Source organism: Cytobacillus sp. C11.1 (assembly GCF_058145115.1).
In genome coordinates, this window is sequence record NZ_CM176935.1 from 3,885,146 (window position 1) to 3,906,613 (window position 21,468).

The 21,468-nt window shown below is 38.0% G+C and carries 18 protein-coding genes; 3 read left to right on the top strand and 15 right to left on the bottom strand.

Annotated elements, in window-relative coordinates; translation table 11 throughout:
• Entirely contained in the window at positions 1-1,761 is a 1,761-nt protein-coding gene (locus tag AC3ZVC_RS19330) for a 2-oxoacid:acceptor oxidoreductase subunit alpha (RefSeq protein WP_490064807.1), read from the bottom strand.
• Between the two features lie 285 nt (positions 1,762-2,046).
• Here AC3ZVC_RS19330 and AC3ZVC_RS19335 point away from each other — a divergent pair, with 285 nt between their 5' ends.
• Positions 2,047-2,940 (top strand): LysR family transcriptional regulator, encoded by an 894-nt coding sequence (locus tag AC3ZVC_RS19335; RefSeq protein ID WP_490064808.1) that lies wholly within the window; start codon positions 2,047-2,049, stop codon positions 2,938-2,940.
• Here the strand turns inward: AC3ZVC_RS19335 and AC3ZVC_RS19340 are convergent, their stop codons facing one another.
• From AC3ZVC_RS19340 to AC3ZVC_RS19405, 14 genes are all read right to left on the bottom strand, one after another.
• The gene (locus AC3ZVC_RS19340; protein ID WP_490064809.1) at positions 2,941-4,434 is read right to left on the bottom strand and encodes a tripartite tricarboxylate transporter permease; all 1,494 of its coding nucleotides are present in this window, start codon (positions 4,432-4,434) and stop codon (positions 2,941-2,943) included.
• 12 nt (positions 4,435-4,446) lie between these two features.
• Positions 4,447-4,893: a tripartite tricarboxylate transporter TctB family protein gene (locus tag AC3ZVC_RS19345; protein ID WP_490064810.1), complete on the bottom strand. Its 447-nt coding sequence runs from the start codon at positions 4,891-4,893 to the stop codon at positions 4,447-4,449.
• A gap of 90 nt (positions 4,894-4,983) precedes the next feature.
• Positions 4,984-5,988, bottom strand: a complete 1,005-nt coding sequence (locus AC3ZVC_RS19350) for a tripartite tricarboxylate transporter substrate binding protein (protein WP_490064811.1) — start codon at positions 5,986-5,988, stop codon at positions 4,984-4,986.
• Between the two features lie 27 nt (positions 5,989-6,015).
• Positions 6,016-7,482, bottom strand: coding sequence for an alpha-ketoglutaric semialdehyde dehydrogenase GucD (gene gucD, locus AC3ZVC_RS19355; protein WP_490064812.1), 1,467 nt, complete (start codon positions 7,480-7,482; stop codon positions 6,016-6,018).
• Positions 7,483-7,517: 35 nt separating this feature from the next.
• Positions 7,518-8,642, bottom strand: a complete 1,125-nt coding sequence (locus AC3ZVC_RS19360) for a zinc-binding dehydrogenase (protein ID WP_490064813.1) — start codon at positions 8,640-8,642, stop codon at positions 7,518-7,520.
• Positions 8,643-9,053: 411 nt separating this feature from the next.
• Positions 9,054-9,941: an NAD(P)-dependent oxidoreductase gene (locus AC3ZVC_RS19365; RefSeq protein ID WP_490064814.1), complete on the bottom strand. Its 888-nt coding sequence runs from the start codon at positions 9,939-9,941 to the stop codon at positions 9,054-9,056.
• Positions 9,942-10,016: 75 nt separating this feature from the next.
• Positions 10,017-10,667: a GntR family transcriptional regulator gene (locus tag AC3ZVC_RS19370; RefSeq protein ID WP_490064815.1), complete on the bottom strand. Its 651-nt coding sequence runs from the start codon at positions 10,665-10,667 to the stop codon at positions 10,017-10,019.
• Positions 10,668-10,714: 47 nt separating this feature from the next.
• Complete coding sequence (locus tag AC3ZVC_RS19375; RefSeq protein WP_490064816.1) at positions 10,715-11,068, bottom strand: Rieske (2Fe-2S) protein; 354 nt, start codon at positions 11,066-11,068, stop codon at positions 10,715-10,717.
• A gap of 35 nt (positions 11,069-11,103) precedes the next feature.
• Positions 11,104-12,183: an amidohydrolase family protein gene (locus AC3ZVC_RS19380; protein WP_490064817.1), complete on the bottom strand. Its 1,080-nt coding sequence runs from the start codon at positions 12,181-12,183 to the stop codon at positions 11,104-11,106.
• A 194-nt stretch (positions 12,184-12,377) separates the two neighbouring features.
• Positions 12,378-13,454, bottom strand: a complete 1,077-nt coding sequence (locus tag AC3ZVC_RS19385) for an Ldh family oxidoreductase (RefSeq protein ID WP_490064818.1) — start codon at positions 13,452-13,454, stop codon at positions 12,378-12,380.
• A gap of 25 nt (positions 13,455-13,479) precedes the next feature.
• Positions 13,480-14,190 carry a 4-carboxy-4-hydroxy-2-oxoadipate aldolase/oxaloacetate decarboxylase gene (locus AC3ZVC_RS19390; RefSeq protein WP_490064819.1) on the bottom strand — a complete coding sequence of 237 codons (711 nt, stop codon included), beginning with the start codon at positions 14,188-14,190 and terminating at the stop codon, positions 13,480-13,482.
• Positions 14,191-14,215: 25 nt separating this feature from the next.
• Positions 14,216-16,183 (bottom strand): TRAP transporter permease, encoded by a 1,968-nt coding sequence (locus AC3ZVC_RS19395; protein ID WP_490064820.1) that lies wholly within the window; start codon positions 16,181-16,183, stop codon positions 14,216-14,218.
• A 77-nt stretch (positions 16,184-16,260) separates the two neighbouring features.
• On the bottom strand, positions 16,261-17,271 hold the full coding sequence (locus tag AC3ZVC_RS19400; protein WP_490064821.1) for a TAXI family TRAP transporter solute-binding subunit: 1,011 nt from the start codon (positions 17,269-17,271) through the stop codon (positions 16,261-16,263).
• A 404-nt stretch (positions 17,272-17,675) separates the two neighbouring features.
• Positions 17,676-19,067, bottom strand: coding sequence for a sigma-54 interaction domain-containing protein (locus AC3ZVC_RS19405; RefSeq protein ID WP_490064822.1), 1,392 nt, complete (start codon positions 19,065-19,067; stop codon positions 17,676-17,678).
• Between the two features lie 216 nt (positions 19,068-19,283).
• On the opposite strand from AC3ZVC_RS19405, the gene AC3ZVC_RS19410 reads away from it, so the two are divergent.
• Both AC3ZVC_RS19410 and AC3ZVC_RS19415 read left to right on the top strand, forming a co-directional pair.
• Positions 19,284-19,808, top strand: a complete 525-nt coding sequence (locus AC3ZVC_RS19410; protein ID WP_490064823.1) for a hypothetical protein — start codon at positions 19,284-19,286, stop codon at positions 19,806-19,808.
• 122 nt (positions 19,809-19,930) lie between these two features.
• Positions 19,931-21,442: a sodium:solute symporter family protein gene (locus tag AC3ZVC_RS19415; RefSeq protein WP_490064824.1), complete on the top strand. Its 1,512-nt coding sequence runs from the start codon at positions 19,931-19,933 to the stop codon at positions 21,440-21,442.
• Positions 21,443-21,468 lie beyond the last annotated feature (26 nt).

Genomic DNA, 21,468 nt, shown 5'->3' on the forward strand with positions numbered 1-21,468 from the left:
TTATACCAGCTCCTTATTACTAGACACATCAAAATGATTATGAATGTAAGTAATAATTTCTGAAGTTTTGATGGGAATACCATTATATTTTAAAATGCTGTGTACTTTAGAATGAATTGCTAGCTTTTGTTTAATTATATTCGCTAACTGTCCCGTTGAATTTTGTTCTATTATAAATACTTTTTTAGCAAGCCCTGTATAATTTGTTAGTTCATCTTTTGCTAAGGGTTGAAGCATGCGCATATGCGCATGTCCAACTTCAATCCCTGAACTGTGCATTTTTTTCCTGGCTTCATGAATTACTCCATATGTACATCCAAAACCAATTAACAATATATCAGGATGTTGACTTCCTTCATATTTAATTGATTGATCTAGAGGAACAGTTTCTAATTTCCTTCTTCTTTTGTCCATTTGCTCTATCCTGTTGTTGGGATTTTCACTGGGATGTCCTGATGGCCCATGTTCGATGCCAGTCACATGATGCATTCCTTTCTTTTGACCAGGTATACTTCTTGGAGTTATACCATCCTCAGTTATTGCAAATCGCTCGTAAAAAGCTTTTTCATTTTCAAAAAGCTCTAAATCGCCGGCTAATTTTCCACGATCAATTTCTATTTCGTTTACCTCTTGGAAATCAAAAGTTTGTTTTGAAGTTGCCAGCAATAAATCCGACGCAACAAAAACAGGACATTGGAATTTTTCAGCTAAATTAAACGCTTTGGGCATATCCGTAAATGCCTCTAAAACGGTACTTGGAGATAGGATAATCCTGGGTGATTCACCATGTGTACCTGAAAACATAGCATTTAGATCACTCTGCTCAAACTTAGTTGCCATACCGCTGCTGGGACCTCCCCGCTGACAATCTACTATTACAATAGGAATCTCTCCAGCACCTGAAAGCCCGATCGCCTCTTGCATTAAAGAAACTCCAGGGCCTGCAGTAGCAGTCATTGCACGTGCACCTGTATAGCCTGCACCTAAAACCATGGATATAGCTGCTAATTCATCTTCTGTTTGTACAACAACTCCTCCGTATTCTGGAATAATTCTCGTTAAAGTCTCAAGAACTTCTGAAGCCGGTGTAATAGGATAACCTGCCATGAATCTGCAGCCTCCCAGGACCGCCCCTAACGAAATAGCTTCATTTCCAGACATAAAAATATGCTGTCCGGAAGTTGCTCTTTCAAGCTGAAGTTGGACATCAATTAATGCTCTTGCATATTGATACCCTTTACGCAAAGCACCCAGGTTATTTTCAATTATTGACATTCCCTTTTTCTTAAACTGTTCCTTTATTGCTGTTTCAAATTCTTCTATAGGTTGGTTTAATAATGAACATGCAGCACCGACAGCAATAATGTTTTTCATAATATGACTCCCTAACTCTGCTGCTAATTGGGTTAAGGGAATTTCGTGATACCGAATTTCCTTGCGAAGGCTAATATTATTAATATTTACTGTTTTTGGGTCACACAAAATGATCCCATTAACTTTTAACGAATGTTGGTGATGACTAATCGTATCTTCATCAAAAGCTATAATGATATCAAGATCTTCTGAATTGTTAAATACCTGAACCTTACTAATTCTGAGATTAAAATCCGTATGTCCACCTTTAATACGTGATGAAAAACTTCTCGCTCCAAAGAGATGGTATCCTATTCGGCTCATAGCTTTTGCTAAGATTTCACCAACACTTTCTATACCTTCTCCTTGCTGGCCGCCTATAATGATGGATAACTCAGTTTCTTCCATATTTGTTCCTCCTTTTTCTACTTAAATCAGGAAATTCAACTGGAAATATAATAATTTAAATATTCCAACTATTTACCATCTTACCAAGAGAGTTAAATATTATAAAATGGAATATTAAATTATTTAATATCATGTTTTTTAATATTTCCCATGTTTTTTAATCGTTTATGTAATATAATGGGAACAATGAGTTATCTCTAAGAAGCTTATTGTTTTCATTATCTTTGTTGAACTTGCCAACCTTTCTTTTTAGAATAGCAAAAAAAATATTTGAGGTGATTAATTTTGGAATCCTCTGGAATACAAGCATTTCTTGCAATTGTACGCCATGGCAGTTTAACAGGAGCCGCCAGCTCACTTTTTTTAACTCAATCAACCCTAAGCCACAGACTTACCCAGCTGGAAGAATTTGTTGGTATGACTTTAATCGAGAGAGGCCGTGGCATCCGTTCTTTATCTTTAACACCAAGTGGTGAAGAATTCTTAAAAATAGCAAAACAATGGGAGGAACTAATACAGGAAACTAAGTACCTTAGATCCCAGAAAAAACAGGCTTTGACAATCGGAGCAGTTGATAGTATTCATAATTTTATTCTTCCCCCCGTTTATAAAGCACTTAATAGTCATTCAAATGAGATGAATTTAAGACTAATAACATATATAGGAGAAGAATTATACTCCCTTTTAGAACAGGATAAAATCGATATTGCCTTCGCCCTTTTCGAAAAACCCCGGCCAAATTTAATAATTAAAAAGTTCTATTCAGAACCCTTGGTTGTCATAAGACATGATTGTAATCCAAATAAGTCCCACAAATATATAAACTTTTTAGATTTGGATCCTAGTAACGAGTTATACCATGAGTGGAGTCCCTCTTTTCAAGCCTGGTATGAAAGATGCAGGGAGGACAGAGAGTTTTTAGGAATCAGAATTGATTCAGCAGGATTAATTTTTAATTTTATGAGTTTCCCTAATAAATGGGTTATCGTTCCTATGTCCATCGCTAAAAAGTTTATAAAAATGGAAGGGTTTTCATTATATTGGCTTGAAACTCCTCCTCCGGATCGTAAGTACTACCGAATCCAGAGAAAACACCCCAGATCAAATACTATAGAAAGCTTAAAGATTCTAGATTCGTATTTAAGCCTGCTTCACGAAAGCAGCCTGCTCGTAAAATAACTAAGCCTCTATATCGTAATTTTTTCTGCTTTTTATAAGTTTCGTTATATATGGATAAAACAGTGTCATCACGGCCAATAAAATCAATATTAAGGATATGGGCCTTGTGAATAATATACTAATATCCCCATTTGACATGACGAGAGATCTTCGTAAGTTGGCTTCTAGCATTGGACCTAATATCAAAGCTAAAATAACCGGTGAAACTGGGAATTCATATTTATGCATAAAATACCCTACTATACCAGCAATCAACATAACCCAAACATCAAAAAAATTATTTCCTAAGGCGTATGATCCAACGATACACAGTATCAAAATTATTGGTGTTAAAATAACTTTAGGTATTGTCAGGATTTTAGTAAACAAGCGGATTCCCAGCAGGCCATAAAATAAAATTAAAAGATTGGCCAACAACATCCCAATAAAGAGGGTATATACTATCCCGCCATGGTTTGTGAATAACAAAGGTCCAGGCTGAAGCCCTTGAACCATAAGTGCTCCCAGCATAACAGCAGTAACAGCATCACCTGGTATCCCAAGGGTTAATAAGGGAATCATTGCACCTCCAGTACACGCATTATTGGCTGCTTCTGAAGCTGATACGCCTTCAGCATTCCCTTTCCCAAACTCTTCAGGTTTTTTTGAAAATCTTTTTGCTTCATTATAGGCAACAAATGAGGCTATATCCCCACCAGCGCCCGGAATCATACCAATAAATGTACCAATGCCAGATGATCTTAATATGACTGTGATTAAACTTTTAAATTCACCCCATTTTAATTTAACCTTCTCGATGGCTTTAAGGGAATTACTGCTTTTAAAAATGTCTTCTACTGAACGAAATGCTTCTGAGGCAGCAAATAGCCCAATTAATACAGGTATATAATTTACACCGCTCATTAAATTTTCAATTCCTAAGGTAAAACGTGGAAACCCGCCAATTGGATCAATACCTATAGTAGCAATTAATAATCCTGTCACCCCAGCAATTAGTCCCTTAAGCAGTGATTTGCCCGATATACTTGAAATAATAGCAAGTCCAAAGAAAGCAAGTGCAAATGATTCAGGAGCACTGAATTTTAAAGCAAATTCAGCCAGTTGAGGTGCAATTAAAATCAAGACTATTACACTTAGTACTCCTCCAATAGTAGAGGATAATGTTGAAATAGTTAAAGCTTTATAAGCTAATCCTTTTTTGGTCATTTCATAACCGTCAAGGGCAGTAGCTGCTGAAGATGGTGTACCAGGGGTTCTCAATAGAATAGCAGTGATTGACCCACCATAAATAGCCCCAAAGTACACCCCTACTAATAAAAGGATTCCCGTAACAGGTTCCATACCAAAGGTTACAGGCAATAATAGAGCAACTCCCATAGTTGCAGTAAGACCCGGTAAAGCACCTAAAATGATTCCGATCGCTCCTGCCATAAATAGGATAAGGAGAACCTTTATATTAAGAACGTTTAAAAATCCTTCAATTAATAATTCCATTTTAAAGCTCCTTTACTGAAAAATAATCCCAGAAGGAATCGGTACTAAAAGTAGTTTCTGAAACAATATAAAAACAAATAATACTATGCCGATAGGTAAACCAAAAAGTATTGAAAGTTTCTTTTCTTTAAAGATTTTTAAAAAACAAAAAACTGCTATTGGAGTTATTATGTAAAAACCAAGTATAGGAATTAGAAAAGTAAGAATAATAATTAAAAGCATAGTGACAAAAACTAGTTTTGTACTAGACTTACTACTATTTTCTGATTCATCGCTTTTTTTGGCAGACTTAATTATAAGAAGTAGTGCAAGGAAAACAAGAACACCTGCATACAGATTTGGCATAAAAGCTGGCCCTGTATCCTGAACCGATATCTCTTTAAATTGAGTCGCCATAATAAAAAACAGTCCAGCAATTAAGATAGCAATAACACTGCTAATTATATTCGCTTTTCTCATTTTGATCCCCCTGCCTTATGCTATAAATTAATGAATGCAAAGTGCTGGGGAAACAGCTCTTTGCATTCATTGTTATTTACTGGAAGAGCGTTACTGAGTTATCCCCAGCTCTTTTAGTAACCCTCCAAAGAATTCATGGTCTTTAGCAACTAATTCCTTATACTCTTCGGTACCTTTAAAAACAATACCCAGACCATTTTTATTCATAAAGTCAACAAATTCCTCATCTTCAACAGCCTTTGAAAAAGCTTCTTCCAGTACCTTAACAACTTCAGGAGGAGTATCTGAAGGAGCATCAATTGCTCTCCACACACCAACGTTCGCTTCGTATCCTGACTCTTTGAATGTAGGCACATCTGGCATGATGGTTGATCTTTCATCCGAGAGAACACCAAGTGTCTTTAATTCACCAGCCTCCACCTGGGCTAAGACCTCCGCGGGGCTGACGGTAATTGCCTCTATATGTCCGCCTAATAATGCAGTCTTTGCCGGTGCTGCTCCATCGAAAGGAACATAGTTAAACTGGACATCAGCCGCTTTCTCAATTGAAGCTGATCCCAGATGCCATATCCCGCCTTTACCCGTTCCTCCAACGCGAATTTTTCCTGGGTTTTCTTTCGCATAAGCTAAAAATTCTTCTAACGTATTGTATGGAGCGTCTGCAGGTACAGTCAAAGCAGAGGGATCAAAATTAATATGAGCTACCTGTGCAAAATCTTCATAGGTAATTGGTGTCAGACCCATATGCGGCAAAAGAGCTATCTCATTTGCATTCATAATGATGGTATAGCCATCAGGTTTAGCATTTGCTGCCTCGCTAATCCCTACTACTGCATTTCCGCCAGTTTTATTAACAACTCCTATTGATTGACCCAAATGTTTTTCAGCTGCTTTTGCTAAAGCTCTTGCAGTAGCATCCGTACCGCCTCCAGCAGCATAAGGAACAATTAAAGTAATAGACTTTTCAGGAAAGTTATTTCCGCCATCTTTATCAGATGCATTTTTAATCGAAGCATTACTAGAACTACTGCTGCATGCTGCTGTAAATAAAACCAAAGAAACCATTAGCAAGAATAGGATCCATTTCTTCTTCATGTTAAGCCCCCCTATTAATTAAAGGAATCACGCTTTTACAAATACCGTTTTGGTAGCAGTAAAGAATTCAATTGCTGCCTTTCCTTGCTCCCTTGAATGGGAACTTGACTCCTTCATTCCTCCAAATGGAGCCTGAAGTTCAACTCCTGCCGTTTCCGCATTAATTCTGACAAGGCCTGCATCTATCTCTTTTATAAATGTCAGCATCCTTCCGATATCTCTTGTAAATATGGCTGCACTTAATCCATATTTAACATCATTAGCAATCTCTAAAGCTTCTTCAATGGATCGGACTTTAATCAAGGCTAATACAGGACCAAAAATTTCTTCCTGTGCAATCACCATTGAAGTGGTAACGTTTTCGAAGACTGTAGGTTCAACATAGTATCCTTCCTTTAATTTTCCCTGCTCAAGCCTTTTACCCCCATACAGAAGAGTGGCGCCTTCATTAATGCCTTGTTTAATATAATTAACAACTGTTTGAAGCTGTTTCTCACTTGAACATGGACCCATCCATGTGTCGGATTCTAAGCCACTTCCTACTGTAATTTCTCTTACCTTCGATAATAGTTTTTCCTTGAACTGATCAAACACATCTTCCATAATTATTACGCGGCTGGTACAAGTACATTTTTGCCCTGTTGATTTCAAACCTCCATTAATAGTTTGTTCAACAGCTAAATCCAAATCCGCATCATCTGCAACGATTACCGGGTTCTTGCCGCCCATCTCTGTTTGAAACTTAGCCCCTCTACTCGCCGCCCCAATTGCTACACGTTTCCCTACATCATTGGAACCAGTGAAGCTTATTGCCTGAATATCAGCGTGGTCAATAATTCCTTGGCCTATTGTTGAGCCGGTGCCTGTTACCAGGTTTACTACACCTTTCGGAATACCTGCCTCAGCGATGCATTTTACTAGTTTTACAGCTGTAATACTTGTTTCTTGTGCAGGTTTAAAAACAACAGTATTCCCAGAAACAATTGCTGGCGCAATCTTCCAGGCTGCAATTGCAATAGGAAAGTTCCATGGAGTAATAATTCCGACAACGCCTAATGGAACTCTTGTTGTGTACATTAAACCATCACTTTCAGTGTGTGGAATAACGTCACCTATTTTATTCATTCCTTCACTTGCATAATATTTAAAGACCGAAATGGCCCTCATGGTTTCTCCTTTAGCTTCAGCTAAGGTTTTCCCCATTTCTTTCGTCATAGTTATTGCGATATCCTCAATATTTTCTTCAAGTACCTCTGCAATTTTATATAAGTATTGCCCTCTTGCAATAAATCCTTTGTTCCTCCATGCTTTTTGGACAGCTTTAGCTGCTAAAACAGCTTCATCAAGATCTTTTTCTGTGGATTTTTGAACAATACCAACTATTTCTGTGTTATCTGCTGGATTTTTACTTTCTATCTTTTCATTGCTGCTTGAGGACTTCCATTCCCCATTTATAAAATTATAATAAGTGAAAGTTTCTGTTTTAAGCGACATCTCCTACCATCCTTTCCACAATGAGAATTTTAGATTTAAATAGTAATAGATGCACGAGTAACCTCACGCCTAGCCGACTTATCCAATGCTTCCGCTATATTCTCAAAAGGTATTTCACAATCAATCATCTTATCAAAAGGATACTTATCAATGTATTTTGATAAGAATTGCAAGGACTTCTTCAAATACCACGGTTTATAGCGTAAAACAGGAATGATTTTTATTCCTTTTCTAGTTAAAAGGCCTGGATCAAAGTCGATGTTTATTCCAGGCGAGATATTTCCCATCGTTACATATCTGCCATTATTTCTAATGAACTGGATCCCTTCACCAAAAGCAGCAGGAACACCAGATACTTCTAGTCCTAAATCAGCACCTTCCCCATTAGTGAAGGAGCGAATGACTTCAGCTAGTTGTTCTGTACTTTCATAATTCCTGAAGTTTATTACGTGGTCTGCCCCAAACTCTTTTGCTGTTTCCAATCTTGATTCCACTCCATCAATTACAATTACCTGTGCACCCCGTTCCTTTGCAACAGCAGCTGCATTTAAACCAAGACCCCCAGCACCTTGAATAACTACAGTTTCGCCCGTTGCCAGCTCACCTTGATCTAAGCCGTAATAAACTTGGGATAATGCGCAGTTAGCACTTGCAGCAGCCACATCAGGGATATTATCAGGAACTTTATAGAAGTATTGATTTGGGTGTATATAGTAGTGAGATGCGAAGGCACCGTGAAAATGCGGGTATTCCTCAGGGCGTTTATTCCAAAATTCAATACTATTTTCACATGTATTAAAATCTCCTCGTAAACAAGCCTTACATTTTAAGCAAGTTCGAAAATAGCACGCCGCTACTCTGTCTCCTACTTTAATAGGCTGCCCGGCAAAGTCCGTGGTCAACTCTGGACCTATTTTTTCAATAACCCCAACCATTTCGTGACCTAGAACTCCAGTTTTCTTCGTAGGATGAAGTCCTTTCCAAATATGTAGTTCGGATCCACACACATTAGTCCGCAGCACTTTTACTAATAAAGAATTGGATGCCGGCTCGGGAATTTCAAATTCTCTAAACTCCAGCTTCATTGCTTCGACCATATTTGCAACTTTTCCATAGGTTACCTTTTTATCTTCTATTGCATTTTCAAGTAATTCACTCATAAAAAACCCTCCATTTTATCATTTTGTAAGCCCTTTCAAAATATTCAAAGCTATTGTTTTCGTTTAAAATTCTTAAACTTTTTCACCCCCTAAAAACTTAAAAGAGCTTTATTTTTATAGAAAATAACTATAGATAAAATGATATCAGATTTTTCTCAATCTTCAATACATTTAAAAATGGAATAATTTATTATTAAATATCGATTTTTTTAATAATAAAGTTTTCTCGCCAATGTAGACAGGTAACAGATAAATTTCACTAGATTATAAAAAGTCAAAAAAGCTTTTACCTAAGTCGGCAAAAGCTTTTTTTGAAAAATCATTAGTCTAGCATTCAAATTAATTTACAACAAAATAGCAAACAAAGGCTTTACCCTTGCTTCCATATGTTTTAATAAAGCCGCCAATGGATTAGACCTTCATTTCAACACCCGCCATCTCCTCAATAAATTTCGCAATTGCCGTATGATCCATCTCCCCTCCGCCCTGAGACTTTGCATACTGCCATAACTGAAGAACTGCACTGGAAATAAATGAAGGCACTTCTGCTCCTTCAGCTATGCCACTAGCAATAGTGAGGTCCTTACACATTAAATCAATAGTAAATCCCACCTCAAATTTTCTCGTTAAAACTTGCTGTGGAAATTTCACTTCACTCGAGTGGCTTCTTCCGCTGCTTGTATTAATTACTTCAAGCATCCTGGAAGGATTTAGACCTAATTTTGTCCCAATGGCCAGGACTTCTGCGGTAGCAGCTAAAGTGGTAGCACAAAGCATATTGTTCAGGGCTTTTATGGTATGGCCTGCCCCTAACTCACCCACATGTGTCACATTAGAGCCGATATCGTTTAATAAAGAATAAGCACCTAAGAATACATCCTCATCCCCGCCAGCCATAATGGCAAGGGTTCCGTCTTCAGCTTTTTTTACTCCTCCGCTCACTGGCGCATCCAGCATTTGAATCCCATGCTTAGAGAGTTCAATGCCAATTTGTTTAGTTACTTCAGGTATTGAAGTTGTCATGTCAATTAAAGTACTGCCTTCCAAGAATCCCGACAAAAGACCATCAGGCCCGAGGGCCACACTTTTTACTATTTCTGCATTTGGCAGCACAGTTATTACGTAATCATTGTTTCTGGCCAGTGCAGAAGGAGATTCATATGGAATGGCGCCAAGCACTCCAAAAGATTGTACTAATTCCCGATCCAAATCATAAACTGATAATTTGTAACCTTTATTTAATAAATTACGAGCAATTCTGCCGCCCAAGTTTCCTAAACCTATTAATCCAACCTTCATTGACACCACCGCTCCCCATTTATTACGAAAGTGTCTTAGGAGGGCCCTGAGAAAGACAAACCAGTATTGAAAGGTTTACTGATTATCTACAAACTTCTCCAAAACAGTCAGAGCCCGCTTTTCCTTTCGTTTTAAGGTTTCAAGTATTCTTGAGAGATCCTTCTCTTTTAAACCAGCCATTATTTCACTGTATTCCCGGATGGAATGGTCCATACTGGTTGGATAGGAAAGAGAAATATATCGAAATGGAATTAACTGGCTATTAATTCTCATATATAAATCTTCTAAAACTGTGTTTCCTGAGAAGACAAAGAAATCCTTTTGGAGCTCTTCCAGCAGGTCAAAGCATTGCTTAACTTTATTGCCTTCAAGTGTCTCCTCCATTTTGATGATTAAATTTTCAATTTTTTCCAGCTGTACATCAGTTCGAGTATCCATCAGTTTAGTTAGGGCTATTTCTAATAATCTGTAAACAACCTCATACAGATCAAGCAACTCTTTTTTTGTCCTTTTTTTTACAAAAACGCCTTTTCGGGGTACCCGTTCGACAATTCCGTCCTTTTCCAAAATAAATAACGCTTCACGGATTGGAGCTCTGCTGGTGCCGAATTCTTTGGTCAGCTCTAATTCCAATAACCTGTCACCAGGTTTAAGGGCACCCTCTGATATTTTAATAGCAATCTCTTCAGAAATCCGCTGTGATAATGTAGTATTTTCAAAGCTCATTGTATAATTTTCCTCACTTATGACAGTATGATACGGGAAGTTACAAACTATCCCATTTCTACGTAAATCATACCATCTTTAACTTCCACAGGGTAGGTCTTAACTTTTCTGTTACTTATCCCAAAGAGGGCTTCCCCTGTTTCCAGACTAAACTCCCATCCATGCCATGGACATCTCAGCACTTTTCCTTCAAGCCCAAACTCAAACTGTGAGGGCTTACTGGGAAGCATCGTTCCACAGACCGCCCCTTCACATATGGGTGCCAGTTTGTGAGGACAAACATTTCTTACTGCATATACCCTCCCTTCCTCAAAAAAGATTCCAATTGATGTTCCATTTATTTCTTTAATTAAAGCCTTTCCTGCTGGAATATGGCTAACTTCACCAATCCAATATTCCATTCTTTCTACCTCCCTCTGATTTATTAATTCCTAATCTATTTAAAATTAAATAGTTCAGCAGCATTTTCATAAAATATTCGCTGCTTTACAGGCTCTGGCAGGGTGGTAAAAGTGTTGTCAGGAAAATCATTATCCCAGTGAGGATAGTCAGTACTAAAAATCAATGTTTTTTCAGCATGCATCATTTCAAAAATTTGCATAAGATATTTGCTTTTCTCAGGTTCTTCTACTGGTTGAGAAGTAAAGCGGACATGGTCTAACAAATATTTGCTAGGTTCTTTTTCCAGCCATGGTACTTCCTTTCTAAAATTACGCCAGTTTTGATCCATTCTCCACATTACAGAGGGAACCCAACTGTAACCAAACTCTGCTGCTAAAACTTTGAGCTTGGGGAATCGAACAAATACTCCTTCAAAGACCATACTTACCAAATTTCCATATGCGACCTGCGGAAAATCTGTGTGCCTCTCAATATAGCTGGATGGCACTCCACCCGCCATAGCGACACTGGTTGAAAAGCCGCCTTCGGTACCCGTAGGATGAATAAGTATAGGTAATCCTAACTCTTCTGCTGCTTCATAAATAGGATAATAATAGCTATTCCCCATCAAGATATTAAACAATGGCATAAAGACAGCAGCTACACCCTTTTCATGACCTATACGCCTGATTTCTTCTGCAGCTTTCAAAGGGTCGTGAACAGCGATGCACATCGCCAACTTATAGCGTGGGTCTACTGTCAGCCATTCATTTAAAAAATAATCATTAAATGCCCGTGCTAAAGCAGTGGCTTCAATTGGGTTGGGATACACAACTATTTTTCCCGCTTGGACGGATGTTAGAATGGCATGTTCAATATTGTATCGGTCCAGCAAAACTTCACTCATAAAAATTGGGTCCGATCCACCTGCACCTCCACCTGGCGGTTTTGCATCTAGTCTAATGGATGTTGATTTTTCCAATGGCGGACGAAGCGGGTGGTCAGGTAATGTCAAACGTCCATCGAACACTTTTTGCATTGATTTACTTAAATATGGGAGCAAGCCTTTAATATCTCCGTTAATCCAAGGATGTACGTCCGCATCGATAATTTTATTCACTTTTTTTGCTTCCATGCTGTTCCCTCCTAAATAAATACGACGTCTCTAAAATATATTGTCGACAATCCTTTAGTTACATGAACCTTACTTCTCTAAATTACTGAGTAAGGTTCAGTTTAATAAATCGGCGGTTGGTCATTTTTGTTAACAGAGAATTAGTTTCTTCTATTTATATAGCTTAAAAGAATGACCTTTTAATTACCTTTAATTCAATATGATTCTATAGCATTTATTTTTATTTCATCTTGGGCAAAAGAATTAATTAGGGAAACCGTAGATGGCTTCAATGGGATTCCTTCTTTTTCCCTTTTCCTCTTTAATTCAAATTCAATTTCCCCAGGCAAAAATATTCTTTCATGTCCGTTTGCTTTCGGGGATTCCCGTAAAGTACGGCTTAAATAGGCAACTCTATCCTGGAAGTTACCGCCATTTCCAAATCTGTTTATATCGATTGCTCCAAATACATGTCCGCAGCCCCAGGCAGCCTGTTCATGGTTTTGCAGTTCACTTTCAGCAGGCCCTTTAGAAATTCCCCCAACTTCAAAAGAAAAAAGTGCTCCGGTTAATGCAGCAGATAATATTTCGTTAATAACAGCTATGCCATAGCCTTTATATCCTCCAAATGGCAATACAGTTCCTTCGACTGCTTCACGCGGGTCTGTTGTAGGTTCCCCATCTTTTGTGATAGCCCAGCCTTCAGGCAATTTTTCATTTTCCCGTGCCATCATTCTGATTCTTCCTCTGGCAGATACACTGCAAGCCATATCCAATACAATTGGCGGTTCATCACCGGCCGGTATCGCGTAAGAAAATGGATTATTGCTTAGAAGTGCATCCTTTCCACCCCAAGGAGCCATAACGGCAGGGCCATTTGTTGTGCAAAAACCAATTTGATGATGGTGCAGCGCTTTCATTGTATAATAGGCAGCAGGCCCAAAGTGGCTGCTGTTTTTTACACCTACAATTCCTATCCCATATTTTTTTGCACGCTTGATCGCACAGTCCATTGCAATATCAGAAGACAGAACTCCCAGACTCCCCTGCCCGTCAATAACCGTAATGGGTCCTTCGTCTATATCCTCATGTGTGACTTCACACTCAAGGTGCCCTTTTAAAAACCCTCTTGCCCACCGGGGCAAATTTTGAACTCCGTGAGAGTGAACCCCTCTTAAATCAGCATCTACTAAAACGTCACTAACTAATAATGAGTTTGCTTTATTTAACCCCACTTTTATAAATGCGTCATATGCAAATTTTCGGAGCGCTTCTGCACTTACAGTAATCATTATAATCCCCCTTATTAATCTGGGCTTAAACTTTCATAGAATTATATTTATCATTCATAATTTGGATTCCGCTTTTTTCAAGTGCAATACCCATATTAAAAATTTCATATGGTGTTTTGCCTTGAAGCAGCAGCTCTTTTATATCTTTTTCTCGTTCAGCTCTTTTTTGGGCTTTCTGTAAAACTTCTTCAGCTTGTTCAAGAGGTACAACGACAACCCCATCATCATCTGCAACTATGATGTCGCCCGGGTTGACCAAAACTCCTCCACAAACCGCCGGTACGTTTATTCCCCCGATTTTTTTAACAGTGCTGGTTTTTGAGGAAATTGATTTTGCCCAAACTGGAAATTGGTTATCAAGTATGGCTTTAACGTCTCTTACAGCTCCGTCAGCTATCACACCGGAGATCTTTCTGCCTATTCCTGCAAGTGTCGCCATTTCTCCCCAAAGAGCATTATATGAATGAGTTCCCTGGAAAGCAGTAACTAATATATCTCCCGGTTGAGTAAGCGATAGTCCAAGGTGCATTGAAAGGTTATCCCCGGGTGTATTAATAGCGGTAACAGCCGATCCAGCAATTATCTGTCCTTTGCAGATAGGTGCAATGGAAGGGTCCATTAGTGTTTCTTCAACCATTGACTCGTATATCGTTGAGACACCCAGTTCTTTAAATTTTGCTATGAGGCTTGGATTTGCCCTTTCTATTTGAGAGTATATTTTGCCGAAATTGGTCATTACATTTTCCCTCCTTTTTTACCTGTTATTTGCTTACTGCATGCTCACTTTTCCGTGAAGAACTAGTACCTTTCCAGTGTATAAGACACATGATCACAAAAAGGCTTATACCAATTACATCTGTTATGTGACCAGGGAACAGCAATAAAATTGCGGCTGCAAACGCTATTAATCTTTCAGCTATGTTAGCTTTATTTATCAAAATCCCCATTGTGCCTACCGCTAAAATAACGACACCAGCTAGGGCTGTAGCAACACTTAAAATAATGTCGATCGGTTCTCCTTTCATTAAAAGAACTGGATCTAGAACAAACATAAACGGAATGATGAAAGCAGTTAAACCAATTTTCAAGCTATATATTGCTGTTTTCACCCAATCCCCTTTAGATATTCCGCAAGCAACGTAAATCGCTGCACATACCGGTGGAGTAATGGCAGATAATACAGCAAAATAAAGTAAAAACATATGTGCAGCGATACCTTCAATACCCAGGTTTATCAATGCTGATCCGACAACAGAAGCTGATAGTACGTAGGCAGCCGGAGTAGGAGCTCCCATTCCTAAGATGATCGTAATAACCATTGCCAAAATTAAAGCCAAAAAGAGATTTCCTTGACTGAAGGACATGGTCACTAAAGAAAACTTCACTCCCAGTCCGCTTGTATTAATAGTTGTTACTAAAGTCTGTGCAGCCGCTATTAGCATTACAATGGTCACCATACTTTTTGCGCCGCTATCCAATCCAGTAATAATCCTTGTAATCGCTTCTTTAAATTCCTTTTTCGATCTAACATTGCATAAAAAATATAAAACGATCGTACCAATATACATCGTATATCCAGCTTTTCCTGCCGTGTATCCTGAAAATAACAATGCTACTAACAATATCAATGGAACAAATAAAGGAATAAATGTTCTCCAATTAAATGCCTGTTTCCAAGTCGGAATCTCTTCATCGGATAGACCAGTTAAATTATTTGCCCGAGCATAAAAATAGATTGATATCATTATAGAAACAAAAAATAATAAAGCAGGTATCAATGCTGCAATCATAACATCCACGTAATTAAGAGCCAGTAATTCTGCCATAAGAAAAGCACTGGCACCCATAACAGGTGGCATGATTTGTCCGCCGGATGATGCGACTGATTCAACTGCACCGGCAAAGTTTTTGTTGTAGCCAAGCCTTTTCATGAGAGGAATAGTAAAATTGCCTGTTGTAGCCACATTTGCAACAGTACTTCCGTTAACGGAACCAAATAATGCACTTGTAACTGTTGCAAGCTGGGCAGCGCCGCCTCGCCACTTGCCTGTTAACTTAGAACCTAAATCAAAAATGGTATTTCCTAGACCTAAACTAAGAATTAAAGATCCATACAAAACGAATATCACCAAGATATTTGCAGAAATAGACATTAATTGTCCCCATATTCCCTGTGTTCCCAATAAGAAGGTTTGCATTAGCCTTTCATAACCAATCCCAGCATGTCTCCATATTCCAGGAAAATAGGGGCCAAGGACAGCATATGTAATCCCGCAGATGACTAAAAAAGGAATAAACCAGCCTAGGACTCTTCTGGCACCTTCGAGAACAATCATTAGCAGAATTGTGGCCATAATAATATCTGTAGTGTTATAAACTCCATGCTGTTCAATTATTCTTGGATAAATGGAAATAACATAAATAGTAACAATACAAGCTAATAGAATGAATAAGAGATCAAGCCTCAAAAGCCATTTATTGTTTTTTAACTTAGAGGAACCTGAAAAAATAAGAAAACAGATAATAGTCGCACCTATTAAATGGAGAGAACGCTGAATGATGCCTGGTAAAGTCCCAAATCCCATCGTATAGATATGAAAAAGAGCCCATATTAATCCTACTGCGCCGACAAACACGAGATATTTTTTTGAAAGGTTGCGGCTATTCTTTTTTATCTCGGATTCATCTTCAGTAAATAATTCCTCTAATTGGTTTAATATTTTTGACATACTAAACCTCCTTTCATAGTGACTTCCCTTGCAGAAAACCTCTTTTCCGCAAGGGAAGAAAGGGACTATTTAGGTCATTAGTTAACCTCTTTATATTCTGGCGGGATTAACTCGTCCGGAATTTCATAGCCATTTTCCTTTAAAAATTGCACAGCTCCTGCATGGAGAGGAATGGCGGAACCAAGGGTAAGTTCCGGTATATCAACATCAGCAGCTGCAGAGAATGAATTCAGCCATATTTTTTTCCCTTCTTCAGACCACATAGCTTTCCACATTTTATATCCTGTTTCTTGGGAGACAGAGCTATCCAGAAGAATACTCATCGTAAATTGTACTGTTTTAATATCCTCATCAACTCCTTCATAGGAGCCTGCAGGGATCGTATTTGTTCCAATATAAGGAAGTTTCTCGGTTATGCTTTTGATTTGATCTTCAGTTAAACCAAGCAATTTAATTTTTTGCTCTGCTGCTGTTTTTTGAACATAAGAATCGGGAGGAGTTCCTGTCTTTGTTAAGCCTACAATTCTTCGGTCGGCAAAAGCAGCTTGTGCATCTGACATACTGCCAGCATAAGACTTTGGTTGAATACCGATTGTTTCAAAAACAGCAGTTGTCACTTTTTCAGTGGAGGTTCCTGATCCGCCAAAGGAAAAGTCTTTTCCATTTAAATCCTCAAAACTATTCACGTTAGCTGAATCTGAGACAATAAAGTTAAATGGTGATGGGACGAAATACCATAAGGCCCGGATATTTTCATTTTTTATATCCTTAAAATCCCCTTCACCGAAATAAGTTTGATAGTCACTTGGAGAAGTCCCCAAAGCCATCTTTCCTTCGCCTTTACTCAAACGCTGCATATTATCACTTGATCCGCCAGTTTCAATTACAGATACTTGAATTTCCGGATTTAATGTACTTATTGCATTTGCAATACCTACATTGTAGCCATAATAGGAAGACGAACTATCTGTAGCAAATAAGCTTAAAATTTCGCCCTTTCCATTGCTATTTTCTCCATCAACGTTTGCAGAGCAAGCAACTAGAAGTCCCAGCAAAAATATAACTATGATGCTTTTAAAAAATTTCATTAACTATGTCCTCCTTAGTCTAATTTCTTACTATAAAAAGTTTGACATTCCTCCTATCTGTTCATGAGAATGATGTCTATTTTTCTAAGTCATTCTTCTTTAGGCCAAAAAAATTATAAAATTTTTAAAGCGTTTACAAGTTTTTCAGAAGAAAAGCATTTAGGTGGAAAATCATATAGAAGCTGAATTACAAAAAAGAAAATGAAAAGGAAGGTTCATGAAGCAATTAGGTAGATAAATATATTGTCGACAATATTTAATTTAAACTGATACTATCATATATTTTAAATATTGTAAATATTACAAATATATTTATTGTATTAATAATGCCTATAGTGTTATCAGTTTTTTAAGAGAAATCAAAATAAAAAGACCGAATAAAAGATTTATTCGATCCAACTTCTTTAATTTTGTACGAGAATCCCATACTTCTGGCATTTCCTTGTCAATGTAGATGCGTCAACCCCAAGCTTTTTGGCAGCTTCTCTTAGACTGGAGCACTGTTTTAACATATCTTCAATTATATCCCGCTCAATGATTTGCATTTTTTCTTTTAAGGTATAATTATCTTTACTGACTTTATCTGCAGCTATGTTTGACGGGAGATCCTTAACTGTAATCGAGTTTTCATCTGTCATGATAAAAATTCGTTCGATCACATTTTCAAGTTCTCGGATATTCCCTGGCCAATGATAACTTTCAAGTATTTTTAATACATCTGGAGATATTGTTTTGAGTGTTCCATATCTGGAGGATAGTTTTTCGGTTGTTTTTATGATAAAAGGGATGATATCCTCCTTTCTTTCCCGCAATGGAGGAATAGTTATTGGAAGAACGTTTATTCGGTAGAATAAATCCTCCCTGAACTCTCCCCTTTCCATCATTTCTTTTAATGGACGGTTAGTGGCACATATGAGACGGAAACTTACCTTCTTGGATTTTGTACTTCCAAGCCGCGTTACTTCGAAATCCTGCAGGACCCTTAATAATTTTACCTGCAGCTTTAAGGGCAGCTCACCTACTTCATCCAGAAATAAGCTTCCGTTTTCCGCAATCTCAATAAGTCCGGGCTTGCCTTTTTCACTTGCTCCTGTAAACGCCCCTTTAACATAGCCAAAAAGTTCGGATTCTAATAAATCACCCGGAATTGCACCGCAGTTTACCTTAATAAAAGGGCTGTCCCCCCCACTGCTTGTCTCATGAATAAGCCTTGCTAAAACTTCTTTCCCTGTCCCTGATTCCCCCAGCAATAAAACAGGCGAATCAGCTTTGGAAACTTTAGGAATTAAATTAAGAATCTGCTTCATTTGCGGACTATTTGCAACAATTTTTTCACTTTTAATATGTTCTTTATATAAGCTAAGCTCCCTTAAATACCTTTCAGATCTTTCCTCGGCATCATTTAATTGATTTTCAAGCTGATTTAGCTCAGATAAGTCCCTTGCTGTAATGACAATTCTAAAAAGTCTCCTGTCTTTATATACAGGTGTGCCTGTAACTAAAACGTTTTTTCCGCTTCTGAACTTTTGAATCAATGAAACGACCTTTTTATCTCTCTTGACAATAACAGCTACAGCTTTAGAAATCGTTCCGTTCTTTTCTAGTTCAATACTTGTCTTGCCGATTAGCTCATCTCCAGTAAGTCCAGTAATTCTTGTATAGGCAGAATTTAACCTGACACATCTCAGGTCCGCATCACAAATATAAATTCCTTCTTGACATGCATGAATTGCTGCTTCTAGTTCAAGACAGTCTTCAAAATTATTATGATGTTTAATCTGTTCAGTCTCGATCATCCCTTTTAAAGCTCCTTTCTGTTGCAAAATAGCAAGTTTTGTTGCAAAAACGCAACATTAATATCCCAAAAAATAAATTCAGATTTATTTAAATTAATTTTATATTCTGTCGAATCATTGATATCCTTATTATATCAAAGACAAAATAGTTAGTCAGCGAAAACTTTGGCACATGACTTGCATTAAAGTAATTGACAGCGCTTTCGGAGGGATATGATGAAAAAGATTAATAGCTTGGAATTATTAAGTGAAAAAGAAATACATAACGCAGCCCATGTCAAAGGGAATAAGCTTGAAATCATGGGCACCTATTTTTTTCCAGTCCTTTTCTCAGTTTGGGATGTTGGTTATAAGAGTTTCCTGCGCAAAGAAAGAAAAAGCCGTTCAATCACAGGTGCAGACCTGGTTAGAGGCGGGACGGGACTTGCAGATTATTTTCCTATTTTTGCAGAGTGCGAGGCAGAGGAAAATAAAGTTATTAAACCGTCCCTTTCTCCTGATGAACAATGTGAAAAAGGCAGGGAGTTCATAAGAAATTACTATATCCATTATAAAAGGATTTGGACTCCGCCTGTAATTGAACTGGCAAAAGAAGAAGTTATCCATATGCCTTACACCATTTTAAGGGATCCAACAGGAAGCATGAAAAGAAAAAGCACCTCGTCATGGAACATTCCTCGGGAAGCGTTGACCATCTTTCGAAATATCCGCACATTGAAGAACAGTGTCTTGGTTTATTGAAAGGAGGTGAGAGTCTATGATTCTCGCTTGGTACCTTGGATTAGTATTGTCATCCTGGGTCATTATGGGATTTATTTTGTACAAAACAAACGTAATCAAAGATGATTAATGGGGGTAATAAAATGATCAATGAATCAACCGTAATGTATTCATGGCTTTTTATGGGAATATTTGTCCTGGCAATGATCTATATGGGCTGGCTCGGCATGAAGAAAACAAAAAATTCAGATGACTTTGCTACAGCCCGCTCCTCCTATGGATTCCTTACTCTTGGTTTAGCTATTACTGCAACCATCGCCAGTGGTTCTACCTTTATGGGAATGCCTGGTCTAGCATATAGCATGGGCGCACCAAGTCTATGGTATCCAATCTTATACCCTATTGCGACAGTTTTTGGTATGCTTCTGATCGCTTCCTATGTTAAGAAATTCGGAGATAAATTCGGAACAAGAACTATTCCCGAGTTTATGGGTGAACGTTTTAATAGTGATTTTCTGAGAATCGTTTTAGCCCTAGTATCAATCCTGCTTATTTTCTATGTAGTATCTCAATTTGTGGCTGCAGCTACAATGTTCCAAACAATGATGGGGCTTGATTATAACCTTGGATTATTTCTTACAGGAATCATTCTTGCCATTTATGTTTTTATGGGCGGATCCCATTCAGATATCATGACAGATGCTGTTCAAGGATTTCTCATGCTTGTAATAGCTATAGTGGTTATTTTTGCTTTCCTGACAGGTGCAGGAGTTGAAGGCGGCTTTTCCGGCATGATGGACATTATAAAAGAAAGACGTCCTGAAGGTTCATTAAATGTGTTGTTTAAACCGGGCGATTTAACCTATGGAAGTGCTTGGCTAGTGTTTTTGTTATTTGTTGCTCATATCCCATTCAGTATTCTTCCGCATATTGGAAATAAATTCATGGCAATTAAGTCCGGAAAAGAACTAAAAAGACTAGTAATGTTCTGTACGATTATTGCTACTACACTCCCTGCGATGACTCTTGGCGGATTATTGGGAATCGCTATTATTGACCCTGGTGCAAATATTGCAGCTGACCAAGTAATTCCAGTTGTTTTTAATGAGTTATTTCCTCCATTAGTGGCTGGCCTATTCGCTGTTGCAGTTCTATCAGCGATTATGTCCACTTCCGATGGTCTCATTGTGTCATTAACACAAATTTTAGCTAACGATATTTATCGTAAAACAATTGTTCCAAGAAAAGGGATTGATCCAGTAAAAGCTGAGAAAGTTGAAATGATTATTAGCCGTTATGGGACCTTTGTAGTTTTAGCTGCAGCCATTTTGATGGCTTGGAATCCTCCTCAATCACTATCTGTCTTCCTTTGGATTGGTATAGGCGGAATCGTTTCGGCAACAGCAGGTCCTTTATGTGTAGGAACTTTATGGAAACGCTCAACAAAGGCTGCTGCAATAACCTCCATGCTTTTAGGTTCCATTTCATACTGGGTCATTTACCTGCCAATTGGTTTCGGTTTTACAAACCCATTTGGCGCAGCGGGTCTCTCTGTATTAATAGGAATGGCAACCATGTTTGTTGTTACTCTAGTAACTTCTAAACCTTCTGATAAAGAACTGAAAAGAGTCTTCGGAGATAATATATCAGCCTAACTAAATTTTTTTAAGGAGTGTTTTTA